Raw genomic sequence first — 21265 nt, 5'->3', positions numbered from 1 at the left:
TAATATTTCTTTTGAACTTTACCTTTTATTGATTTCTGTTCATCACACTTTCTACCAATAGATACACTCGTGTACCGAGTGTTTGCGGCCAACGGTCGGTAGGATTTTTGTCCAAGGCTTTTGCTCGCACTATTGCTTCTTCTACATGAGCTATTAAAGCAGGGGCATCGTAAGCTGACTCATGATAGGAACCCATCTTTTGGCGCAAACGTACCTTCAGGAATGGATCGGTATTTCTCGACTTGCGACGATTCTCCATCCATTGTTTCTGTTCTTTGGGTGTCAGCGACGAAGCATCTTCCAAATGCAACAAAAGCCAAAGCTCGAAACAAGGATTACTCAAAGCCATGTGCATGGAAACTTCTTGTGTACACTCCGTGGCTACACGAGACAACATTGCATCTGTCCAACGGTCTTTGTCAACAACCAACCACAATTCATCGTCAGCTTCCAACTCATACAGACTTTTATAGTTATTCAGTTGCTTCAATACGTATTCTGGACTGGAGCTATTCTGCTCGTCCTCGCTACGTTCCAAAATATGTACATGCACGCGAGGATTGGTATATTCCTTGGCCAATGCCTTGAAATATATCTGCTCCGTGTCCTTGCCTTCGGAGGCTATAACTATCAGACGAGCGTCACGAAATGCTTCATGACGTTCGCGCATCAAACTATTCCTGCTCCGCATCGTCCCAATGAATATTATTCAGTTCACCAAAGAATGGAATTGCTCCGTATCGGCCATTCAGATAGCCCTTCTGCACTTTCTCCCTCGGCTTGTACTCACAGAGCGAAGACAAATGGCTTTCCCCTCTTTCGTCTTTTTCTACAAACCAAACTTCGTCCTGACGGATAGGAGCTGTAGAAAGTAGATTGGACTCATGTGTGGTACATACCAACTGCATATTTGAATCTGTTTTAAGCAAACTGTTATACATTTCTAATAACTTCAATGTCAACATAGGATGCAAACTTCTATCTACTTCGTCTATGACATAAACCGAATCGTTGGCACGCATATCGATAAGCATCGGAATGAAGTCGAATAGACGAGACGTTCCGTCGGACTCCTCAAACATCTCGAAGATATAATTCGAGTTACTACCTTCTTTCTTGTGGATGGTTTTCAATTCATGCCATTTCAAGTTCATGGACTCGTCTTTTTCGGCAAAAATAAAGCGACTGTCATTGTGAATCATGACTCCATTTCTTTTATCCTTGCCTTCAAGACTCTCCTCTATCTTTTGTCTGATCTCGTCTGGAATGCCCAATTCTTCGGGCTTTGACTCTACACGACAAAGGTCGGAGATGCCAGTACCAAAATAGTTGAGCAGTTCGCGCATCACGGTTCTGAACTGGGTATCGTTCACTATTCGGAACGGGAAGTCTGTTCTGTGCGTATCAGGGAAGATGATGTTCAGATTCTCAAACCACTTGTGTGCTGACTTGATGGCATCAATTCCCTTTCCATTACGCTTGATGTACTCGCTTAGGAAAGTACCCTTCGTGGGTGTACCATCAATCAAGAACTTTAAGAACTGCCCATCTTCATTCTTCATAAATTGAGGCGCAATCACATTTTCCCATTCGTTGACAGAACGTTTGCGTTCAAAAATCAGGGTATCAGTACGGCTACCGGTCTTATACAACCATTCCTCCAGCAAACCACCCTTTGAAAATGCCACACCGTATGCAAAGAATTGTCCATCCACTTTGAATTCCAATTCTATGCTTGAACGCTCTTGCGGCTCATCCGTCATCTTGAAGTAGTTATACTTGCGTTTGCTCCAACCATTCAGAGCAAACGCCTTGATAATAGCCAAACATTTTATGATGTTTGACTTTCCTGAAGCATTGGCACCGTAAATCAATCCCATGCGCAGCACGGATATATCATCTCGTTTCTCCGCACGTGACACTTGCAACGGCAACAGGTCGCTCTTGCTAGCTGTGAACAAGATGCGTGTCTCCTCGTTGAACGAGTATATATTTTCAAATTTAGCAGATACTAACATAACTATCCAGATCTCTTTCGTGAATATTCGGCACAAAGATAACAAATCATTTCATAACTCAGACGGATATTTTCGTTAAATATGTGTAAATACGACAAGAACTGCACAATATCTTATTATCTAGTCAGTCGTCAATACGAGAATTCTATAAATTTGATTTTAAAATAGTATTTACAAGAATCATAAAGGCGCTATGACATATTCGTCAAACTTCCAAGAATCTACATTTTGTTATTTAAACTAGATCGTGTTCTGAAGAAAAAGTTGAATTTCTTAACTCTATTCGTATGCTTTTACGAAAAGATATTGTAAATTTGCACTATTCGTTGAATTAATACATATACAAAAACATCAGTTAGATATAAGAGATATGAAAGTTTTATTAGTAAACGGTAGTGCCATTAAGGATGGCAACACTTTTATCGCATTATCTGAAATCGCTAAGACGCTCCAGACAGAAGGCGTGGATGCTGAAATCGTACAGATCGGTAACAAACCGGTAAGGGGATGTATCGCCTGTGGCACTTGTAAGGCTAAAGGGAATGGACGCTGTACCTTTGATGATGATGTGTGCAACAGGATCCTTGAAAAGGCTGAAAAGGCGGATGCGTTCGTCTTCGGCTCACCTGTGTATTATGGGCAACCTAATGGTGCGTTACTTGCTGTTATCCAACGTATGCTCTATGCTAAGGGGGATGCTTTCAGATTCAAACCTGTCGCTAACATTGCGGTGGCTCGACGTGGTGGAGCTACGGCGGCTTTCCAAACTTTGAACATGGCGTTCCAGATGATGAATATGCCTATCGTGACTTCTCAATATTGGAATCTGGCGTATGGCCGTAATCCGGGTGAGGCTGCTCAGGATTCTGAGGGGATGCAGACGATGCGCCAACTGGCACGTAACATGGCGTGGATGCTTAAGAAGTTTAAGGGTGTGGAGACTACTGAGCATCCGGAAACGGAGCCTTGGAATCCGATGAACTTTATCCGATAATCTTAATAATAACTAATACCATAAACTGAACGTACACGTATTGATATGGCTCACATCGGGGTTACGTGGCAACCATCCTCATTGTCAGCTTCCTCAGGAACAATATGGTATCGTGGAGGATTTTATCGACAGATTTTTGCTTGGTAAGGATCCTAAATGAGGGTATTAGTATAAAAGAGCCTCGCTTTCCTGTTGGATAGCGAGGCTCTTTTTATTTTATCTTTTCAAGAAGGGATTAGCATACCTTCTCGAGTTTCTTCATAATGCAGAACATGAAGAGTGCGGAAAGGACGCAGAGTAAAATAAATACACTCCATACCATCCATAACTGGAAACCGCCCCATAATAGACCGCCTACCATCACGAGTTGGTTTCCAATGGCTGTGGCTACGAACCAACCGCCCATCATGGTTCCTTTGTACTTTGGTGGGGCTACCTTGCTAACGAATGATATTCCCATCGGACTTAATAACAACTCGCCGAAGGTAAGGATGAGATAGGTGCCAATGAGCCACCATGCTGAGGTGTAGGTCTTTGTTGCTCCGGCTGCTGCCTGGGCTTCTGGTGTATTCAAACCTAATGAGGCGAGAATCATCAGGCCATAGGCGATACCGGCTACTAGCATTCCATAAGCGATCTTGCGAGGTGCTGATGGTTCTTTGCCTTTCTTGGCTAACCATGAGAAGATGCCCATAGACACTGGTGTGAGGGCTACAACATAGAATGGATTGAACTGCTGGAAGATCGGTGCGCTTACTGCTACAACTTCGTTGCTCTCGCTGTAATTGTAACCAATCATTGCGGCTGCGATGACAAAGACGATAGCTGATATCACCTTGCCTTGTCCGCTCTTGCTCTGGAAAAATGCAAATGAACTGTACACGATAAAGACAATCGCTACTAGGTTAGTGACGTCGAAGGCCATTCCTGTAACACCTGTTGCCTGTGGCTGTACGAACTCATCGGCAAAATATGTGAGTGAAAGTCCGTTCTGATGGAATGCCATCCAGAAGAAGATGACTACCGCGAAGACAAGACATAATGCGACGATACGCTCTCGGGTCTCTGCTGGAGAGATTTCTTCTACCGGTTGTGCCTCTGCATTGTCTACTTTCTTGCCGCCTTCTACCTGACGGAAGGTTGAACGGAATGCGTAATAGATTGCGATAGAAAGGATCAGTGAAGCGCAGGCTACCATGAATGCAAAATGATATGAGTCGTTTTCGCTGTAACCTAGACTCTTCTGTGCCCACTCCATGATCTTTACTGCCATCGTTGGTGCAAAGAGGGCTCCGATATTGATGGCCATATAGAAAACGGAGAATCCGCTATCTCGCTGTGACTGATATCGTGGGTCGTCATATAGGTTACCTACCATAACTTGTAGGTTTCCCTTGAATAGTCCGGTTCCAAATGAGATGAGGACAAGGGCTGCCAACATGCATCCAAGTGCTAGGGTGCCTCCACCCAGAGGAACGGAGAGGAACAGATAGCCTAGGAACATGATAACGACACCAAAGGTAACACATTTACCATAACCGATCTTGTCGGCTAGGACTCCTCCCACTAATGGTAGGAAATACACAAGCATTAGGAAGGCTGAATAAATACTACCTGCCATACCGGCTGATAAACCGAAATTTGCTCGTAGGAATAAGGCAAACACAGCGAGCATCGTGTAATATCCGAAACGTTCTCCTGTATTAGCCAGGGCCAATGCGTAGAGGCCCTTAGGTTGATTCTCAAACATAACTTATTATCGTTTTATAATTATTAATATTCCTATTTGTAACGGATTAAATAAATTCCGGTTGCAAAAATACAAAATTAATTCATTATTACGAACTTTCTGATAGTTTTTTGCATAGTTTCTATAAAACAATTATCTGTCTCAGATGATATGAAACAGATAATTGACAAATAGGAAAGAATCATAAAACTAAATGTCTTTCCCTTTATTTGATATGATATCTTATCGGGATATTCTATAAATCTATCAGATAGGTTGCCTTGATCACGATATTGCCGTGATTACTCTTGCTAAATGCATCACGCTTGCGACTACCATAGATGTTGCCTAATCCATAATAATATCGGGCCGTAAGCATGAAATGACCTACCTTGGGTACGGAATATTCTAAACCTAATCCGGCTGCTATACCATAATCTAACTTGTTCTTTACTTGCATCGTGTCTTGGGCATAAATGCTGCTGGAACGTTGGGAGGTTCCATTCTTAATGCGCTCGATCTCTTGATTGAGGTCGAAATTGTAACTCGATGACTCGCTAAGGTAATAGCCGAACTGTGGACCTGCATTCACGAAGAAGTTTAAGCCTCGGTTTTCTTTTCCCCATGCCAGATGTGCCATGACGGGTACTTGTACATAGTTGATGGTACGACTGTATTCTTGGGGATTTCCTGTGGTTGCATCCACAACTTTGGTATCATTGATGTCAACGATATTTTCTTTCCATCCTATTGAGGCATAATTCACTTCTCCATAGATGGAACATATTGTAGAGAAATATTTTTCACAGGTGTAGCGCCATGAGAAACCGGCCGTCGGTCCTCCATGAAGTCCTTGGGCTACTGTAGGCACAAAACCCACATTACTTAATATATAGCCGGCATTGCCTCCTACTGCAAAGGTGTTGCGATGCTCGCCGATCTGTGCTGAAACGGGGGTCATCACGCTCATGAGGGCCACTACGAGGAACAAACGAAAAATATGATGGTTTATCTTTTTCATACTGAAAGTCAATTAATAACTGATAGACTCTATCTGACGGGCAAAATTGTAATGGATCAGTTGGAAATAATTGTTCTGGTATCCTCCCTTGCCTACTTGTTCAAAATGCATTGGTGACTGTATTGGCACACAGACGTTTTGTACCTTGCTGCCATTGAAGTTTCGACCATATCGATGAATTCCTGTCAAGAAGAATAGTGCATGGTCATAACCGGTAAGTGCGAAACTCGGTAAAGCATACATCATGTCGTGACCAAACCATTGTTTGTATTCGCGCTTGAGCTGTATGGTCTTTGCATTCGAACTATTCAGATAGAATGTGGAAGGTATATAGGTGTCGTACTTGAAGAACCTATTCAGATTGTAATTGACATACATGAGCCACTCGTTGTATCCATAGAGGGAAATGACCAAACTCGGATTAGATGCCGTGAGGGCATCGAGTTTGTTAAGGACTGCTGTGAGTTCCGGAGAGCGACCGGTATTCAAGATGACTACATTCTGGCGATTGCGATCAAAGGCCTTGGCAAATGATTCTGCCGGTGAATTTACATTAGTGATATTATAGGTAATCTTTCGCTTTTCGAGTTGCTTTCGTAATGCCATCGTGAAGACTCCCTTGCGAGATGTCGTGTCGTTACATCCTACAAAGACAGGATGGGCTTGTGGGAATCGATTCAGATAGGTCGTAATAGCCTTGTCGTTGAGGACTTCCGGTGACTGGAACACTTGGTACACCATCTTATCTTTCTTCAAGGCATCACTCTGAATAGAGAATGGAATTACCAACTTGATATCGTACGCATTGCAGAATTCTGCAAGCGGGGCTACTTGATTGGAATAAAGTGGACCGAAGATCACGTCACACTGGTTTGCTCCCTTCTGAAGTAATGTCTGACGTACATCTGTTTCCTCGGCTACATTCCATGCATGGATATCTACCGAGATGTTCTGTTTCTTTAAATCTTCACAGGCCATCAGCATACCTCGATAATATTCTACCATTCGTTTGCCATCACCATTTTTATCATGGAGTGGCAACATGATGCCTACCTTGATGGCACGGGTAGAAATATTATTCCACTTAGCACTCTGGGCCGACACAAAAACGGTATTGCCCAACAGAAGAACAATAAAGAATATATATCTTAAAAAATGTCTCATATTCACGGTAAAAATCATTTTCAAGTGCAAAAATACAAAAAAATATCATCTAACATCACAGATGTTTCATCTTTTTAGTAACTTTGCATAATTAAATGTACATGAAAAGATTTTTTAAGTATCTTACATGCCTGATTCTTGTCGTCACACAGACAATTGGTGCTTCGGCACAAGGCATCAACCCTACGGTGGAATATGAGATTCCCGATACTTCGGGTATCACCTCAGCTAATCCACTGGAGGCTTCTGCGCCTGTTATCGGACACTTCAAGGGGGGTGTGGAGAATCCTAATGGGAATGTCGTCACCTGTAGATGGAATATCTACCGGAAAGGTGACTCTACGGCCATCGTTTCGCGCTTTGACGAGGATATGGATTATACTTTTCGGGAGACTGGATGTTTCACGATTTCCTTTCAGGCTACTTTCAATACGGCACAGGGTGAACTGGAATATGAATGTGATGTGCCTTTTGTAGTGTCTATCTATGAGAGTAAACTGGTGATGCCGAATGCTTTCTCACCTAACGGAGATCATATCAACGATATATATAGAGCCAAACCGGGATATCAGAGTATTGTGGAATTTCATGCTACGATTTTCAACCGATGGGGACAGAAGATATATGAATGGCATGATCCTGCCGGTGGATGGGATGGTACTTTCCATGGTAAACAGGTTGCCGACGGTGTGTATTTTGTACTGGTGAGAGCACGAGGTGCCGACGGCAGAAAATTCAATATTCGCCGAGATGTGAATATATTAAGAGGTTATACCGACACAACCGGACAGTCGGGTTATTAAATAATAGGATATTAGTTTGAAGAGATGCAAAAAGAAGATGAAAAGATAAATGTGTGGGGGGCCCGCGTGCACAACCTGAAAAATGTGGATGTCGAGATTCCCAGAAATTCATTGACCGTTATCACCGGACTTTCTGGTTCCGGTAAATCGTCGTTGGCTTTTGATACCATCTTTGCTGAAGGTCAGCGTCGATATATCGAGACTTTCTCTGCTTATGCCAGAAACTTTCTGGGCAACATGGAACGTCCTGATGTCGACAAGATTACGGGTCTCTCTCCTGTTATCAGTATCGAACAAAAAACTACGAATAAGAATCCTCGTTCTACCGTAGGTACGACAACGGAAATCTATGATTATCTGCGATTGCTTTTTGCACGCGCTGCTACAGCTTATAGCTATGAGAGTGGCGAGAAGATGGTGAAATATACCGAGGAGCAGGTGATCGATATGATTCTACATGATTATGAGGGTAAACGTATCTTTATCTTGTCGCCGGTGGTACGACAGCGAAAGGGTCATTATCGTGAACTCTTCGAGAGTATGCGACGCAAGGGGTATCTCTATATGCGTGTGGACGGTGAGATTCAGGAAATCGTGCGGGGAATGAAGGTGGATCGTTATAAGAATCATAATATTGAGGTTGTCATCGATAAACTCGCCGTAAGAGAACAAGACGATGAACGTCTGCGCAAAAGTGTGGAGACTGCTATGCGCCAGGGGGATGGTATGATCATGATCCTCGATAAGGATTCGGGAGAAATCAGAAATTATAGTAAACGTCTGATGGACCCTGTAACGGGACTGGCTTACAAGGACCCTGCTCCTAATATGTTCTCTTTCAACTCTCCGGAAGGTGCGTGCCCACATTGTAAGGGACTGGGTACGATCTATGAGATTGACTTGAATAAGGTTATCCCTGATAAAAAGATGAATATCCACGATGGTGCTATCGTGCCATTGGGTAAATATAAGAACCAGATGATCTTCTGGCAAATAGAGGCTATCCTCAACAAATATGATAATACGCTAAAGACTCCTGTCGAGGAGATTTCGGAGGATGCGATGCAGGAAATTCTGTATGGTTCACTGGAGAGAATCAAAATCCCAAAGGAGAAGGTTCATACGTCAAGTGATTATTTCATGTCGTTCGAGGGTATCGTGAAGTATCTGAAGGATGTCATGGAGAGTGATGATAGTTCTAAGGGTAAGAAATGGGCTGACCAGTTCATGGCTCAGGTGGAATGCCCGAAATGTAAGGGTATGCGACTGAAAAGGGAATCGCTGGCTTACAAGATCTGGGATAAGAATATCTCGGAGGTGGCTAACCTCGACATCGCTGACTTGAAAGAATGGTTGGAACACGCTGAAGAACATCTGGAAACAAAGCAGAAAAAGATTGCTCATGAGGTAATCAAAGAATTGATTTCGCGAGTAAACTTCTTGCTCGATGTGGGACTTGATTATTTGTCACTCAACCGTCAGAGTGCAACATTGTCTGGTGGTGAGAGTCAGCGCATTCGTTTGGCTACTCAGATTGGTAGTCAACTGGTGAATGTTCTCTATATTCTCGATGAACCTAGTATCGGATTGCATCAGCGCGATAACGAAAGACTCATCAGGTCGTTGAAGGAGTTGAGAGACTTGGGAAACACGGTAATCGTGGTGGAACATGATGAGGATATGATGCGTGCCGCTGACTGGATCGTTGACATTGGTCCTAAAGCTGGAAGAAAGGGCGGTGAAGTGGTGTTCCAGGGTACACCTCAGGAGATGCTGAAGGGACATACTATTACTGCTCAGTATCTGAATGGTGAACAGAAGATAACAATCCCTGCGGAACGCCGAAAGGGCAACGGGAAGAGTATCAAGCTCTATGGTTGTCGGGGCAATAACCTGAAGAATATAGACGTGGAGTTTCCTTTAGGTGATCTCATCGTGGTGACGGGTGTGTCTGGTTCCGGAAAGTCTACACTCATCAACGAGACTTTGCAACCTATCCTCTCACATCATTTCTATCGCGCTGTAAAGAAGCCTATGCCATTCGACAAGATTGAGGGCATTGACAATATCGACAAGATCGTAAATGTAGACCAGAGTCCTATTGGACGTACACCACGTAGTAATCCTGCTACATATACAGGGGTGTTCAGTGATATTAGAACGCTATTCGTTGGACTTCCGGAAGCGAAGATTCGCGGATATAAACCTGGACGTTTCTCTTTTAATGTAAAAGGTGGACGATGCGAGGCTTGTGGCGGAAATGGATATAAGACCATCGAGATGAATTTCTTGCCTGATGTGATGGTGCCTTGTGAGGTGTGCCATGGCAAGAGGTACAACAGGGAGACGCTGGAGGTTAGATTCAAGGGAAAGAGTATTGCTGATGTTCTCGATATGACGGTGAACATGGCGGTGGAATTCTTCGAGAATGTGCCACAGATTTTGCCGAAGATCAAGGCTTTGCAGGACGTGGGACTGGGATATCTGAAGCTTGGACAGAGTTCTACGACGCTATCCGGTGGTGAGAGTCAGCGTGTGAAACTGGCTACGGAATTGGCCAAGAAGGATACGGGTAAGACGCTTTATATCCTCGATGAGCCTACCACGGGATTGCATTTCGAAGATATCAGAATTCTGATGGATGTTCTTCAGAAACTTGTCGACAGGGGTAACACGGTGATTATCATCGAGCATAATCTGGATGTCATCAAACTGGCTGACTATATCATCGACGTCGGACCGGAAGGTGGCAGAAACGGTGGTACGATTCTGACAACCGGTACTCCGGAAGAGGTCGCTAAGAGTACAAAGGGATATACTCCGAAGTTCCTGAAACAGGTATTGGAGAAATAGGCTTTCTATACAACGTAATCGGAAAATAGATATTAGAATTAAAGGATAAATGCGAATATTAAAATCTATGATGGTGGCATGGATGATGATGTCTGCCATCAATGCGGGGGCACAGCAGTTGCCTACGGATGGACCGCTCACCATCAACGAGAAATTACAATCATTGGCTACTCGCCTACTAAACAATAAGCAAGGAAGTATCATCGCCATAGAACCTTCGACGGGACGTATCCTGTGCTTGGTTTCACATGAACGTATCGTCGATAACATCAATCGTGCGATTTCTAAGGATTATTCTCCTGGCTCTACATTCAAAACAGCGCAGGCTCTCACTATGATTACGGAACGGGAACTGGGCAGGGATACGAGCTTTAGTTGTCATAAGGGGTTCTGGCAGAAGAATATACACATTGGATGTCACGAGCATCGTTCTCCTCTTAAACTGGTTCAGGCCATCGGACAGTCGTGCAACTCTTATTTCTGCAAGGCTTTCAGCAAGATGATGGATGATCGTAAAAAATATCCTACTAAAATTGATGCCATCAACAAATGGGCTGCTTATATGTATAGTATGGGACTGGGCCATCCTCTGGGAGTGGATATCCCGGGGGAAATTGGCGGAAGAGTGCCTGACGCTGCTTATCTGGAGAAGACGACAAAGGGTAGATGGAACGGAACCACGATCATGTGGGTTGGAATGGGACAGGGCGAGATACGTTGTACGCCTCTGCAACTCTGTAATCTAGCGGCTATCATTGCTAACCGTGGCTGGTACATCACTCCACATATCCACGCTGCGACCAAAACTCACCATCTGGCTGAAAAATATACAGAGAAGAGGTACAGTCGTCCTTCTCAGGAGGCTTATGATATCGTCATCGAAGGAATGCGTGCCTGTATAACAGGCGGAACGGCTGCAAGCATCAATACTCCTCACTATAAAATTTGTGGTAAGACGGGAACGGCCGAAAATCGTGGTGACGATCACTCTGTATTCATCGGATTTGCTCCAATGCAGGATCCGAAAATTGCCGTAAGTGTATACGTGGAAAACGGTGGCTTCGGTGCTGACTTAAGTGCTCCTATGGCTTCGCTCATCATGGAACAATATCTCACGGGAAAGCTATCACCGACTTCTGAAGCTAAAGCTAAAAAATGGGAAAGAAAAACTGTCAAAGTGACGGCACGTCAAATACCGGTCAACCTTGACAGTTTATAATCATCAAAACCTTTTCTTAAAGACGTCATTTAGGACTGGGGAGATTACTTTTTCTCCTCAGCCTTAAAGAATTCTACCATTTTCTTTAAGGTGTTCTCATTAAAGGTTATTGGACCATGCTGACCTTTTGGAACTGTAATGAAATCTACTAACTTCCCTGCTTTCTTTAAGACTGCCGCAAAATTCTCGCTCTGACAATGAGGTACTACGGTGTCTGAATCGCCATGGATGACGAGGAAGCGTGGACAATCCGGTGCTTCAGCCACATAATCAATAGGACTGATAAGAGATACCATCTCGCTCATCTTGCGTGGATCGCCTCCTATCAGTGCTGCCTCCGGAGATTTATCGTCGTTGGTAGTGGTACATTTATTCATGTGGGCCATATCTACCGGTCCAAACCAATCAACGACGGCATCTACCCTACTGCTCTCGTTTAGACAGTCGCCTACTTTACCTTCAATATCTATAGACACACCATGAATGTCTTTTTTCGGTAGATTGTTGGTAACACCGGCCATAGAAGACAGATGACCACCTGAAGAGAATCCTGTGATACCGATGAAAGATGTATCTAACTGGTACGCTTTAGCATGAGCACGGATGAAGCGGATAGCAGCTTTAACGTCATTGATTTGTGCCGGATATTTTGCGTCGGCACTGGAACGGTGGTTGATACTTACCACGGCATAGCCTGCATCGGTAAGTGCTTTACCCAAACTCATATAAGCAAAGGGTTTCATATTGTTGGCAAACCATGCACTACCATAGATAGCAACAATTACTTTATATGGAGCCTTACCTTCTTTAGGTAGGTATATGTCAAGGCAATGTGCTTCGAGCGTATCACCAGCATAATTTACATCTTTAAAATCTGGATTGGTCTGGGGCATAGCAAAAGGCATAGTTCCCGGTGCCTGGGCATAGTCGGCAATGGTCATCGCCAACAGCATAAATGATAATATCAGTTTCTTCATTTTTATTGGGTTATTAGATTAATATCTTGTCGGTTGATGTTTTCGGCAACAAAGTTAACAATAATTTCTGAGTTTTTCTTTTTTTATGTTTCAAAAGTATTCACTTTAATATCATTGAGGTCGGATGGATTGGTGCTCTAGAAAATAATTCGATAATTTACTCATAATTAATAACTTATTATTTGTTTCTTTCAAACTAAATAGTATATTTGTAGCCTAAGACTTAACCGATATGGGTTTTGTTGCATCGTGTGATAACATCATTTATTTATTCATCCTAAAAAACAAAAGATATGAAAGACTTAAAAGGTACAAAAACAGAAAAGAATCTACAAGAGGCTTTTGCCGGTGAAAGTATGGCTCGCAACAAGTATACTTACTTTGCCAGTAAGGCGAAGAAGGATGGCTATGAGCAAATCGCTGCAATCTTTGAGGAAACGGCTGCCAATGAAAAGGAGCATGCTAAACTGTGGTTTAAATATCTCGAAGGGGGTGCTGTGAAAGATACCATCAGTAATCTGAAAGATGCTGCTATGGGCGAAAACTACGAATGGACTGATATGTATGCCCGAATGGCTGAGGAGGCTGAAGAGGAGGGATTTACTGAGATTGCTGATAGATTCCGACTGGTTGCTGCCATAGAGAAGCATCATGAGGAGAGGTATAAGAAGTTATTGGATAATATTGAGAAGGGGATCGTTTTCTCACGCGATGATGACAGAATATGGATATGCCGTAACTGTGGTCATATCGTTATCGGAAAAGTTGCTCCGGAGGTTTGTCCTACTTGTAATCACCCTAAGAGCTATTTTGAAATTAAAGCTGAGAACTATTAATAGTTCTATCTGAATCGTAATACAAGTATTTACTTAATATAAAAAAATAAGGGTATATAGCTTTTTATACTATATACCCTTTTATTTTAAGATATCTTATCCTAAAGATTAGGCTGCAGCTGCGTTAATCCAACCGTAAACGAAACTGCAAAGACCGAATGCTACAACACCTAATGTACAAATGGCTAACGCCAACTTGGTGCTTACTGCACTGGTGAATGTAGGCAATGGTTTGTCGTTGTGCTTGATATACATAGCTTTAACTATCAACAGATAGTAATAAAGTGAGATAACCGTATTTATCAATGCAATGAATACAACACCGTAAGCCATTGCTCCAATCTGTGTATCAACGCTCATTCCTTTAACTGCTGCCATGAATACAAAGAACTTACTGAACATTCCGGCAAATGGTGGAATACCACCCAGTGAGAACAATGCAAGAGTCATCAGGAATGCCAACTTAGGATTAGTTGTATACAGTCCGTTATAACTTTCCATATCGACAACACCATTGTTGTGCTCTTCGATACTGCTAATCACGGTGAATACTGCCATATTGGCTACTACATAGATCAATACGTAGAAGCTCAACGCGGTAACACTCATGCTGTTGTTGCCTACAATTGACAATACGATATAACCGGCCTGTGAAATAGAACTGAATGCCATGAAGCGCTTCAAATCGCTCTGACGGATGGCAAACAGGTTGGCTACGGTAATAGACAATACAACAACGATGAAGAGTAGATTCTGCCAATACATAACGACTGGTGCGAAAACTTTCATCAGGATGGCTGCAAGAGCAAATGCTGCTGCACCCTTAGATACGACACTCAGATAACCTGTAACGGTGGTCGGAGCACCCTGATAAGTATCGGCTGTCCAGAAATGGAATGGTACAAGGGAAATCTTGAAACCTAATCCACTGAAGAAGAATACCATACCCATGATGATCATCGGTGTGGCTGAAATCTTAGATACGATATCGTCGAAATATAATGTACCTGTAGCACCATAGATGAAACTGATACCGAAAAGCATTACACCACTTGAGAATGTGGCGGTAAGAATAAACTTAGCTGCTGCTTCGGCACTCTGATGGCGGTACTTGTCAAGACCTACAAGACATGCCATTGGCACTGATGCCATTTCAAGACCAAGGAAGAACAATAGGAAGTGGTTAGCACTTACCATCATATTCATACCTAACAAAGTAGAAACTACTAGCATATAGAACTCGCCTTCCTTGAAGGTGGTGTCTAGACGATTCATCCACTCTCGACTCTGAATAAGAACAATTAATGTTCCGAAAGCAAGAATGGTCTTGATGACACCTACTGTAGCATTGGTATAATACATACCGCTAAAGGCGGTGGCTGTCTCTGTTGTACTCATGTTGAACAACAGATGAGCGGTCATCAGGATGCAGACCAATGGGTTGAACCATTTACGTGGCTCATCACCTGGCTTACGAGCTGTACAGAAGTCTGCAATGAAGACGATAACCAAGAGGGCTGTAAGGGTCACCTCTGGTATCATATTTAAAAACTGACTATAATCTATATTCATTTTCTTATATTCTTAAATGTTTCATTACAGAGCAGCTATTGGGGCTGCATTCAAAATATGTCCAATCAATGGAGCTACGGCTTCTGAAATGATGTTCTGGAAGAAGAGTGGGAACATACCCAGACCTGCTACACAGAAAATCAGACCACCAATAGCCAATCGCTCATCCCATGTAGCATCATGAAGTTTGTAGAACTCTGGATTAGGAACCTTCTGATAGAGGATCTTACCTACAACACGAAGGATATAAACAGCTGTTACTACAATTGATGTACATGCTATAATCGTGCAGACGCGATGGAAAGTGTCTCCATTCTCGAATGATCCTACGAAGATGGTCATCTCAGCTACGAATCCCGAGAAACCTGGCAAACCGAGGTTAGCCAAACCCGCAACAACATAAGATACTGAGAGGAATGGAATGATCTTCATCAAACCACCAAGATAACGAACATCACGAGTGCCGGCACGGTGATAAATCATACCGATACATGCGAAGAACAATGCTGTCATCAAACCATGAGAAAGCATCTGAAGAACAGCTCCTGTAATGGCGGTACGTGTAAGCATGAGAAGTGCAAAAAGTACCATACCACAGTGAGATACTGATGAATAGGCATTGATGTACTTCAAGTCGGTCTGTACACATGCTGAGAGCGCACCATATACTACAGAGCAGGTTGTAAGAATCAGGAAGACCCATGACAACTGCTGAGCTGCATCTGGCAATAGATACATGGCAATGCGGAAACAACCGTAACCTCCAAGTTTCATCAATACACCGGCATGCAACATTGATACTGCTGTAGGGGCTGAGGCATGACCGTCAGGAGACCATGTATGGAATGGGAACAAAGCTCCAAGAACGCCGAAACCAATGAAGATGAATGGGAAGAAGATCTTCTGGATATGAACAGGGATATTGTGCAATGCTGCAATCTCGTTTACTTCCATTGTGGTTGCACCACTGAAATAATAGATGGCAAGAATACCGATGATCAGAAGGGCAGAACCACCCATCAACATCAAGGTAAGTTTCATTGCTGAATATTCCTTAGCACCAGTACCCCATACACCAATCAACAAATACATTGGAATCAAGGCTACCTCGTAGAACATGAACATAGTGAACATATCGGTGGAAATGAAGAATCCAAATACACCAATACTCAAAAGTACGAACCAAAGGAAATATTCTTTCTTCATCGGTTCCAACTGCCAACTGGCGAAGGTTCCTGTGAAAACGATAACAGCAGAAAGCAGAATCATTACCACAGAAATGCCATCGACACCAACACTATAACAGATGTTGAGTGGAGCAAACCAAGGCACGCTGTAAGTGAACAGCATCAAATCGGTATTGCCTGCATTACGCATCTGAACAAAAGCAACGGTAAGCCAGATAGCCAGACCGAGGATGGCACTGGCTCCTACTACCATTACGCCGCGTACCTGATTATCGTTCTTTGCGAACCATAGACCTAACAGCATCAGGAGCGGAATTATTACGAATAATGTTAATATACTCATTTTCTTATTTCTTCAAAATTAAAGGATGCAAAGTAATACCAATGTAAGTGCTACGGTTCCGGTGATAAACCATGCTGCATATTGACGTACATCACCACTCTGCCATGGGCGAATAGTTTCGCCGGCTGTCTGTGTTCCCCAAGCGAGGAAGTTGAATGTGCCATCAATAACTCGACGGTCGAACCATGCGATTGGCTTAGAGAACAATCCAAAGACAATCTTATGAGTGAAGAACTGCCATGCGTCATCAATATAGAAGCGCTGAAGAGCTGCTTCATGAAGTTTCGGCATGCGACGCTTAAGCATATCTGGAACAGGGTTCTCACCACTCTTGTACATCCATGTTGCCAGACCGATACCGATGATTGCTACTACGATAGAAACCCATGCTACTGAAGGCCAAGTCCAAATAGCAAATGTCTGGATGGCAATATCCTCGGCATGTCCGTCAAGAGATACGAAATGACCAAATGGGATAAGACCGCAAAGACAACCTACAATGCAAAGGAATACTAATGGACCCCACATGATAGCAGGAACTTCCTGTGGCTTGCGACGATTCTCTGGATCTGCCTCATAGTAAGACTTGCCCCAGAAAATCACATAGTAAAGACGGAACATATAGAATGCTGTCATACCTGATACCAAGGTCATAAACCAACCAAGGAATGGACTGAAATGGAAGCAGGCTGCTACAATTTCATCCTTTGAGAAGAATCCTGAGAATGGGGGAATTCCTGAAATACAAAGGCATGCAAAGAAGAAGCACCAGTTGGTGATTGGCATATATTTGTGAAGGCCACCCATATAATCCTTGAAGTTGCTGCCGATGATGACAATGATCGCACCAGAGCAGAGGAACAAGAGAGCCTTGAACATGGCGTGTGTGAACAAATGGAACATACTTGCCATATATCCTACACTACCCTCGCCTTCTACTGCACTACATACACCTAATGCTACAAGCATATAGGCGATCTGAGAAATGGTAGAGAATGCTAGACCTCGCTTGATATCGCGCTGGGTACATGCTACAGCTGCTGCATAGAATGCTGTGAATGCTGCTATGTAGGCAACATAGTGTAATGTGTTAGGTGCATACTTCAACCATATAGGCATCAAAGAAGCTACCTGGAACACACCTGCAACAACCATGGTTGCAGCATGGATAAGTGCTGACACTGGGGTTGGACCTTCCATAGCATCTGGCAACCAAATATGCAATGGGAACATGGCTGACTTACCAGCACCACCAATAAACATCAGGAAGAGTGCTACTGGAAGAATATTTACAGCCATTGGCAAACGGTTGGCGATAGTAGGGTCGGCATTCAAATCGAAATTAAATGTTCCTACGTAATAGCTATAGAACAAGATACCAATAAGGAAGAACAAGTCGGCAAAACGTGTTACGATAAATGCTTTCTTTGAAGCATGAACTGCTGCATGCTTTGGATAATAGAATCCAATAAGCAAATATGAGCAGACACCTACAAGCTCCCAGAAAAGGTACATCTGGAAAATGTTGGTGGCAACAACGAGGCCGAGCATTGACATGGTGAAGAGTGAAAGGAATGCATAGAAGCGCTGAAAGCCCTTCTCGTAACCTTCGACACGATACTCTTCATCGCGTTCTGCCATATAACCTAATGAATAGATGTGTACCATGAAGCTGACTGTCGTGATAACAACAAGCATCATCACGCTGATAGGGGTAAGACGGAAACCGATGTTGAAAATAAGTTCGGTACCGAACAAAGGAGCCTTACCAAAGTCGAGCCATGTAAGATTAAATGCAGTAACAGTAGGATACAAACCTGCTGCATCTCTTCCTACTGCAAAGAAATACTCATAGGCTGTGTAGAGGGAAAGACACCAAAGCACACCCAGTACTGTAGTACCGATGCCGAAGGCAACTTTCTCCTTCATCTTCATACCGCAAAGACCTAAAACTAAAAAGCTCAGGAACGGCAGAAGTAGTATTAAAAATGAATAACTATATTCCATTGTTTTTAGAATTTCATGTTTTCAATACTGTTCACCTGATCACTGTGGTAGTTGCGGTAAACATTAATAATAATAGCAAGAGCTACGGCTGTTTCGGCAGCACTGATGCCAATAGAGAAGAGTGTGAAGAACATTCCCTCCATCTGACCTGGGAATAGAATGCGATTGAAAACAGCGAAATTCATATCGGCTGCATTCAAAACCAATTCTACGGAGATAAGCATTGCTACCAAGTTACGACGGGTAACGAAACCAAATACTCCTAAGAAGAACAACAGTGTGCTCAATACGAGAAATGCGCTAACTGGAATCATTTCTTATCCTCCTTTCTTGCAATCATTATAGCTCCAACAATACATGCAAGAAGGAAGAGTGAGATGAACTCGAATGGGAGTACATATCCGTACTTCTCGCTACCTACAAGTGCTGCACCAATCTGGTTCATTGGAACCTCGACATCGGCTACGGTAAGAGCTTGATTAATAAACTGATTCTTGATAAGTACAACGGCTACGGTAACCAAACCAACAACAGAAATCAAAAGTCCCTGACAAACACGGCTGCCACGGAAACGTTCTACTAAATTCTGAAGGGTGCGCTTACTAACCAACTGAATAGCAAAGATATACATCATTGTGATACCACCTGCATAAACAGAGATTTGCGCAGCACCAAGGAAGGTGTAGTCGAGTAGGAAGTAAATTCCTGCCACACCGAAGAGCACAAACAGCAAGAATGTAGCTGCACGCATAATGCTCTTGGTCATTACACACATGAAGGCTGAACCAAGAATGACTACAGCCAGGATGCAAAACATTACTAAATTTGCCATAATCTATTTACTTGGTTTTAGTGTTAAACTTACCGATCTCTAATGGAGCGCCACCATCGATGAGGTTAGGAAGACTTCCGCCTTTATAAACTTCCTTATCAAGATGAAGCACTAACTTACTACGATCGAAAACTGCATTCTCAAAATCGTTAGTAAATTCGATAGCATCAAAATTACATGCATTTACACAAAGCTGACAGAACATGCAGTCGCCCAGATCATACTGATAATCATCGAGTACTTTCTTCTTACGACCGGTCTCTGGATTCTCTTCCATGTGAGATGTAATCTTAATGGTATCATTAGGACAAGACTTCTCGCACATGGTACAAGCTGTACACTTGTAATCGCCAAGTTGAAGGCCACGAGCCTGAATCTTTGAATCAGCTAGATCCTGCTCTGTCACGCGCTTAAACACGAGACGACCACGATGGCGCTTGCTCACGTGGAGCGTAGTCTTTCGATTCTCTGGATATTGCTCGGTACTCTTTGGCGTGAAGTACTCCTTGAGAGTAATCTTCAATCCTGTGGCAAGAGTTTTCATACCATCGGCAATACCTTGAAAATATGATTTATCTTTATTTTCCATTTTTATTTCTTAATTCCTTTATCGATTATACCAATGCCTCGAAAGTGGTAATAAGTACCAGCACGAGCAGCATGAGTGGCATGAGATACTTCCACTCCAACTTCAAAATCTGGTCGATACGGAGACGTGGATATGTCCACTTCACCCACATCAGTAACCAAACTACAAAGAAGGCTTTGCCGAAGAACCATACAACACCTGGAATAAGATCCATAACATTGTTGAATGAGTCTAGACCACTGATATGAAGAGGCATCCATCCTCCCAAGAATACAGTTGCTGCAATTCCTGAGATTACGAAGAGATTCAGATACTCTGCCAAATAGTAGAAACCGAAGCCCATACCTGAATACTCTGTATGATAACCTGCTGTCAACTCACTCTCTGCCTCTGCCAAGTCGAAAGGACCACGGTTGGCCTCTGCATTACCTGAGATTAGGAAGATAAGGAAAGCAATCCATACGAAAGGATTCTGGAAGATAAGCCATGCACTGTTCTGTGCTTCTACTATTCCACTTACCTGCATGGTTCCTGTAACAACTACCGAAGAAATGAGGCATAATCCGAGAGACATCTCATAAGAAATCATCATCACGGCACCACGCATAGCAGAAATTACAGAATACTTATTGTTACTACCCCAACCTGCGAGGAATACGCCAAGAACACCAATCGAAGAAATTGCGGTGATCATGAATACACCTACGTTGAAGTCGAGTATATGGGCACCTTTGTTCCATGGAAGGAATGAGAAGGTACCTACTGAAGCAACAATTACAAGGAACGGAGCGATACAATAGAGTAATTTATCAGCCTTATCAACTGTAAATATCTCCTTGATCAACATCTTGACAACGTCTGCGAACACCTGAAAGATACCCCAAGGACCGACACGCATAGGGCCAAGACGGCACTGGAAATAGGCGCAGACTTTACGCTCCATGAAAATCAGGGCAATAGCAATCAGGGCATAAGCTGTAAGAATCAGCACGCCAACTACTACGCACTCTATTAAAATCGACCAGAACGAACTCAGACCTAATGTCTGTGTAAGTAATGCGTCGAACCATTTTGTAACGATACTAAAATCAAACATATCTTTATTTTCTATTATTCTTTAT

General features: G+C 43.1%; 18 protein-coding genes. 5 read left to right on the top strand and 13 right to left on the bottom strand.

All coding sequences use genetic code 11. The features are described from left to right. Positions 1-25: 25 nt before the first annotated feature. Together K333_RS0110380 and K333_RS0110375 are read right to left on the bottom strand one after the other, a co-directional pair. Complete coding sequence (locus K333_RS0110380) at positions 26-691, bottom strand: RloB family protein (RefSeq protein WP_027452675.1); 666 nt, start codon at positions 689-691, stop codon at positions 26-28. Further along, on the bottom strand, positions 675-2018 hold the full coding sequence (locus K333_RS0110375; RefSeq protein WP_024989946.1) for an AAA family ATPase: 1344 nt from the start codon (positions 2016-2018) through the stop codon (positions 675-677). The genes K333_RS0110380 and K333_RS0110375 overlap by 17 nt, the downstream gene beginning before the upstream one ends. A gap of 370 nt (positions 2019-2388) precedes the next feature. On the opposite strand from K333_RS0110375, the gene K333_RS0110370 reads away from it, so the two are divergent. After that, entirely contained in the window at positions 2389-3012 is a 624-nt protein-coding gene (locus tag K333_RS0110370; RefSeq protein WP_024989947.1) for a flavodoxin family protein, read from the top strand. 235 nt (positions 3013-3247) lie between these two features. Here K333_RS0110370 and K333_RS0110365 read toward each other — a convergent pair whose 3' ends face one another. From K333_RS0110365 to K333_RS0110355, 3 genes are all read right to left on the bottom strand, one after another. Beyond that, the gene (locus K333_RS0110365) at positions 3248-4762 is read right to left on the bottom strand and encodes a peptide MFS transporter (protein WP_027452674.1); all 1515 of its coding nucleotides are present in this window, start codon (positions 4760-4762) and stop codon (positions 3248-3250) included. 235 nt (positions 4763-4997) lie between these two features. Then, positions 4998-5711 carry a porin family protein gene (locus tag K333_RS0110360; protein ID WP_051230976.1) on the bottom strand — a complete coding sequence of 238 codons (714 nt, stop codon included), beginning with the start codon at positions 5709-5711 and terminating at the stop codon, positions 4998-5000. Between the two features lie 63 nt (positions 5712-5774). After that, entirely contained in the window at positions 5775-6926 is a 1152-nt protein-coding gene (locus K333_RS0110355; RefSeq protein WP_036886218.1) for a type 1 periplasmic-binding domain-containing protein, read from the bottom strand. Positions 6927-7027: 101 nt separating this feature from the next. On the opposite strand from K333_RS0110355, the gene K333_RS0110350 reads away from it, so the two are divergent. The 3 genes from K333_RS0110350 to K333_RS0110340 are packed head-to-tail and all read left to right on the top strand — an operon-like array spanning position 7028 to position 11801. Continuing rightward, positions 7028-7729, top strand: a complete 702-nt coding sequence (locus K333_RS0110350) for a T9SS C-terminal target domain-containing protein (RefSeq protein WP_024989949.1) — start codon at positions 7028-7030, stop codon at positions 7727-7729. 24 nt (positions 7730-7753) lie between these two features. Further along, positions 7754-10582, top strand: a complete 2829-nt coding sequence (gene uvrA / locus K333_RS0110345; RefSeq protein ID WP_024989950.1) for an excinuclease ABC subunit UvrA — start codon at positions 7754-7756, stop codon at positions 10580-10582. A 49-nt stretch (positions 10583-10631) separates the two neighbouring features. After that, a complete protein-coding gene (locus K333_RS0110340) occupies positions 10632-11801 on the top strand; it encodes a penicillin-binding transpeptidase domain-containing protein (RefSeq protein WP_024989951.1) in 1170 nt (389 codons plus the stop codon). Between the two features lie 44 nt (positions 11802-11845). Here the strand turns inward: K333_RS0110340 and K333_RS0110335 are convergent, their stop codons facing one another. Continuing rightward, entirely contained in the window at positions 11846-12778 is a 933-nt protein-coding gene (locus K333_RS0110335; RefSeq protein WP_027452672.1) for an alpha/beta hydrolase, read from the bottom strand. A 293-nt stretch (positions 12779-13071) separates the two neighbouring features. Here K333_RS0110335 and rbr point away from each other — a divergent pair, with 293 nt between their 5' ends. Further along, on the top strand, positions 13072-13614 hold the full coding sequence (gene rbr / locus K333_RS0110330; protein WP_024989952.1) for a rubrerythrin: 543 nt from the start codon (positions 13072-13074) through the stop codon (positions 13612-13614). A 108-nt stretch (positions 13615-13722) separates the two neighbouring features. Here the strand turns inward: rbr and K333_RS0110325 are convergent, their stop codons facing one another. Genes K333_RS0110325 through nuoH form a run of 7 tightly spaced genes read right to left on the bottom strand, consistent with a single transcriptional unit; the run spans position 13723 to position 21240 of the window. Beyond that, on the bottom strand, positions 13723-15186 hold the full coding sequence (locus tag K333_RS0110325; RefSeq protein ID WP_027452671.1) for an NADH-quinone oxidoreductase subunit N: 1464 nt from the start codon (positions 15184-15186) through the stop codon (positions 13723-13725). A 24-nt stretch (positions 15187-15210) separates the two neighbouring features. Continuing rightward, positions 15211-16716 carry a complex I subunit 4 family protein gene (locus K333_RS0110320; protein ID WP_024989953.1) on the bottom strand — a complete coding sequence of 502 codons (1506 nt, stop codon included), beginning with the start codon at positions 16714-16716 and terminating at the stop codon, positions 15211-15213. An 18-nt stretch (positions 16717-16734) separates the two neighbouring features. Continuing rightward, positions 16735-18723, bottom strand: a complete 1989-nt coding sequence (locus K333_RS0110315; protein WP_024989954.1) for an NADH-quinone oxidoreductase subunit 5 family protein — start codon at positions 18721-18723, stop codon at positions 16735-16737. Positions 18724-18728: 5 nt separating this feature from the next. Then, positions 18729-19037, bottom strand: a complete 309-nt coding sequence (gene nuoK / locus K333_RS0110310) for an NADH-quinone oxidoreductase subunit NuoK (RefSeq protein ID WP_024989955.1) — start codon at positions 19035-19037, stop codon at positions 18729-18731. Continuing rightward, positions 19034-19555, bottom strand: a complete 522-nt coding sequence (locus K333_RS0110305; RefSeq protein WP_027452670.1) for an NADH-quinone oxidoreductase subunit J family protein — start codon at positions 19553-19555, stop codon at positions 19034-19036. The genes nuoK and K333_RS0110305 overlap by 4 nt, the downstream gene beginning before the upstream one ends. A 7-nt stretch (positions 19556-19562) precedes the next feature. After that, positions 19563-20144 carry a 4Fe-4S dicluster domain-containing protein gene (locus tag K333_RS0110300; RefSeq protein WP_024989956.1) on the bottom strand — a complete coding sequence of 194 codons (582 nt, stop codon included), beginning with the start codon at positions 20142-20144 and terminating at the stop codon, positions 19563-19565. Between the two features lie 25 nt (positions 20145-20169). Further along, positions 20170-21240, bottom strand: a complete 1071-nt coding sequence (gene nuoH / locus K333_RS0110295) for an NADH-quinone oxidoreductase subunit NuoH (RefSeq protein WP_027452669.1) — start codon at positions 21238-21240, stop codon at positions 20170-20172. Positions 21241-21265: the final 25 nt, after the last annotated feature.

The sequence above is a fragment of the Segatella albensis DSM 11370 = JCM 12258 genome (genome assembly GCF_000426565.1).
Classification (GTDB): domain Bacteria; phylum Bacteroidota; class Bacteroidia; order Bacteroidales; family Bacteroidaceae; genus Prevotella; species Prevotella albensis.
Note: the sequence above shows the minus strand (reverse complement) of the source record. Positions and strands in the feature narration are given on the sequence as shown.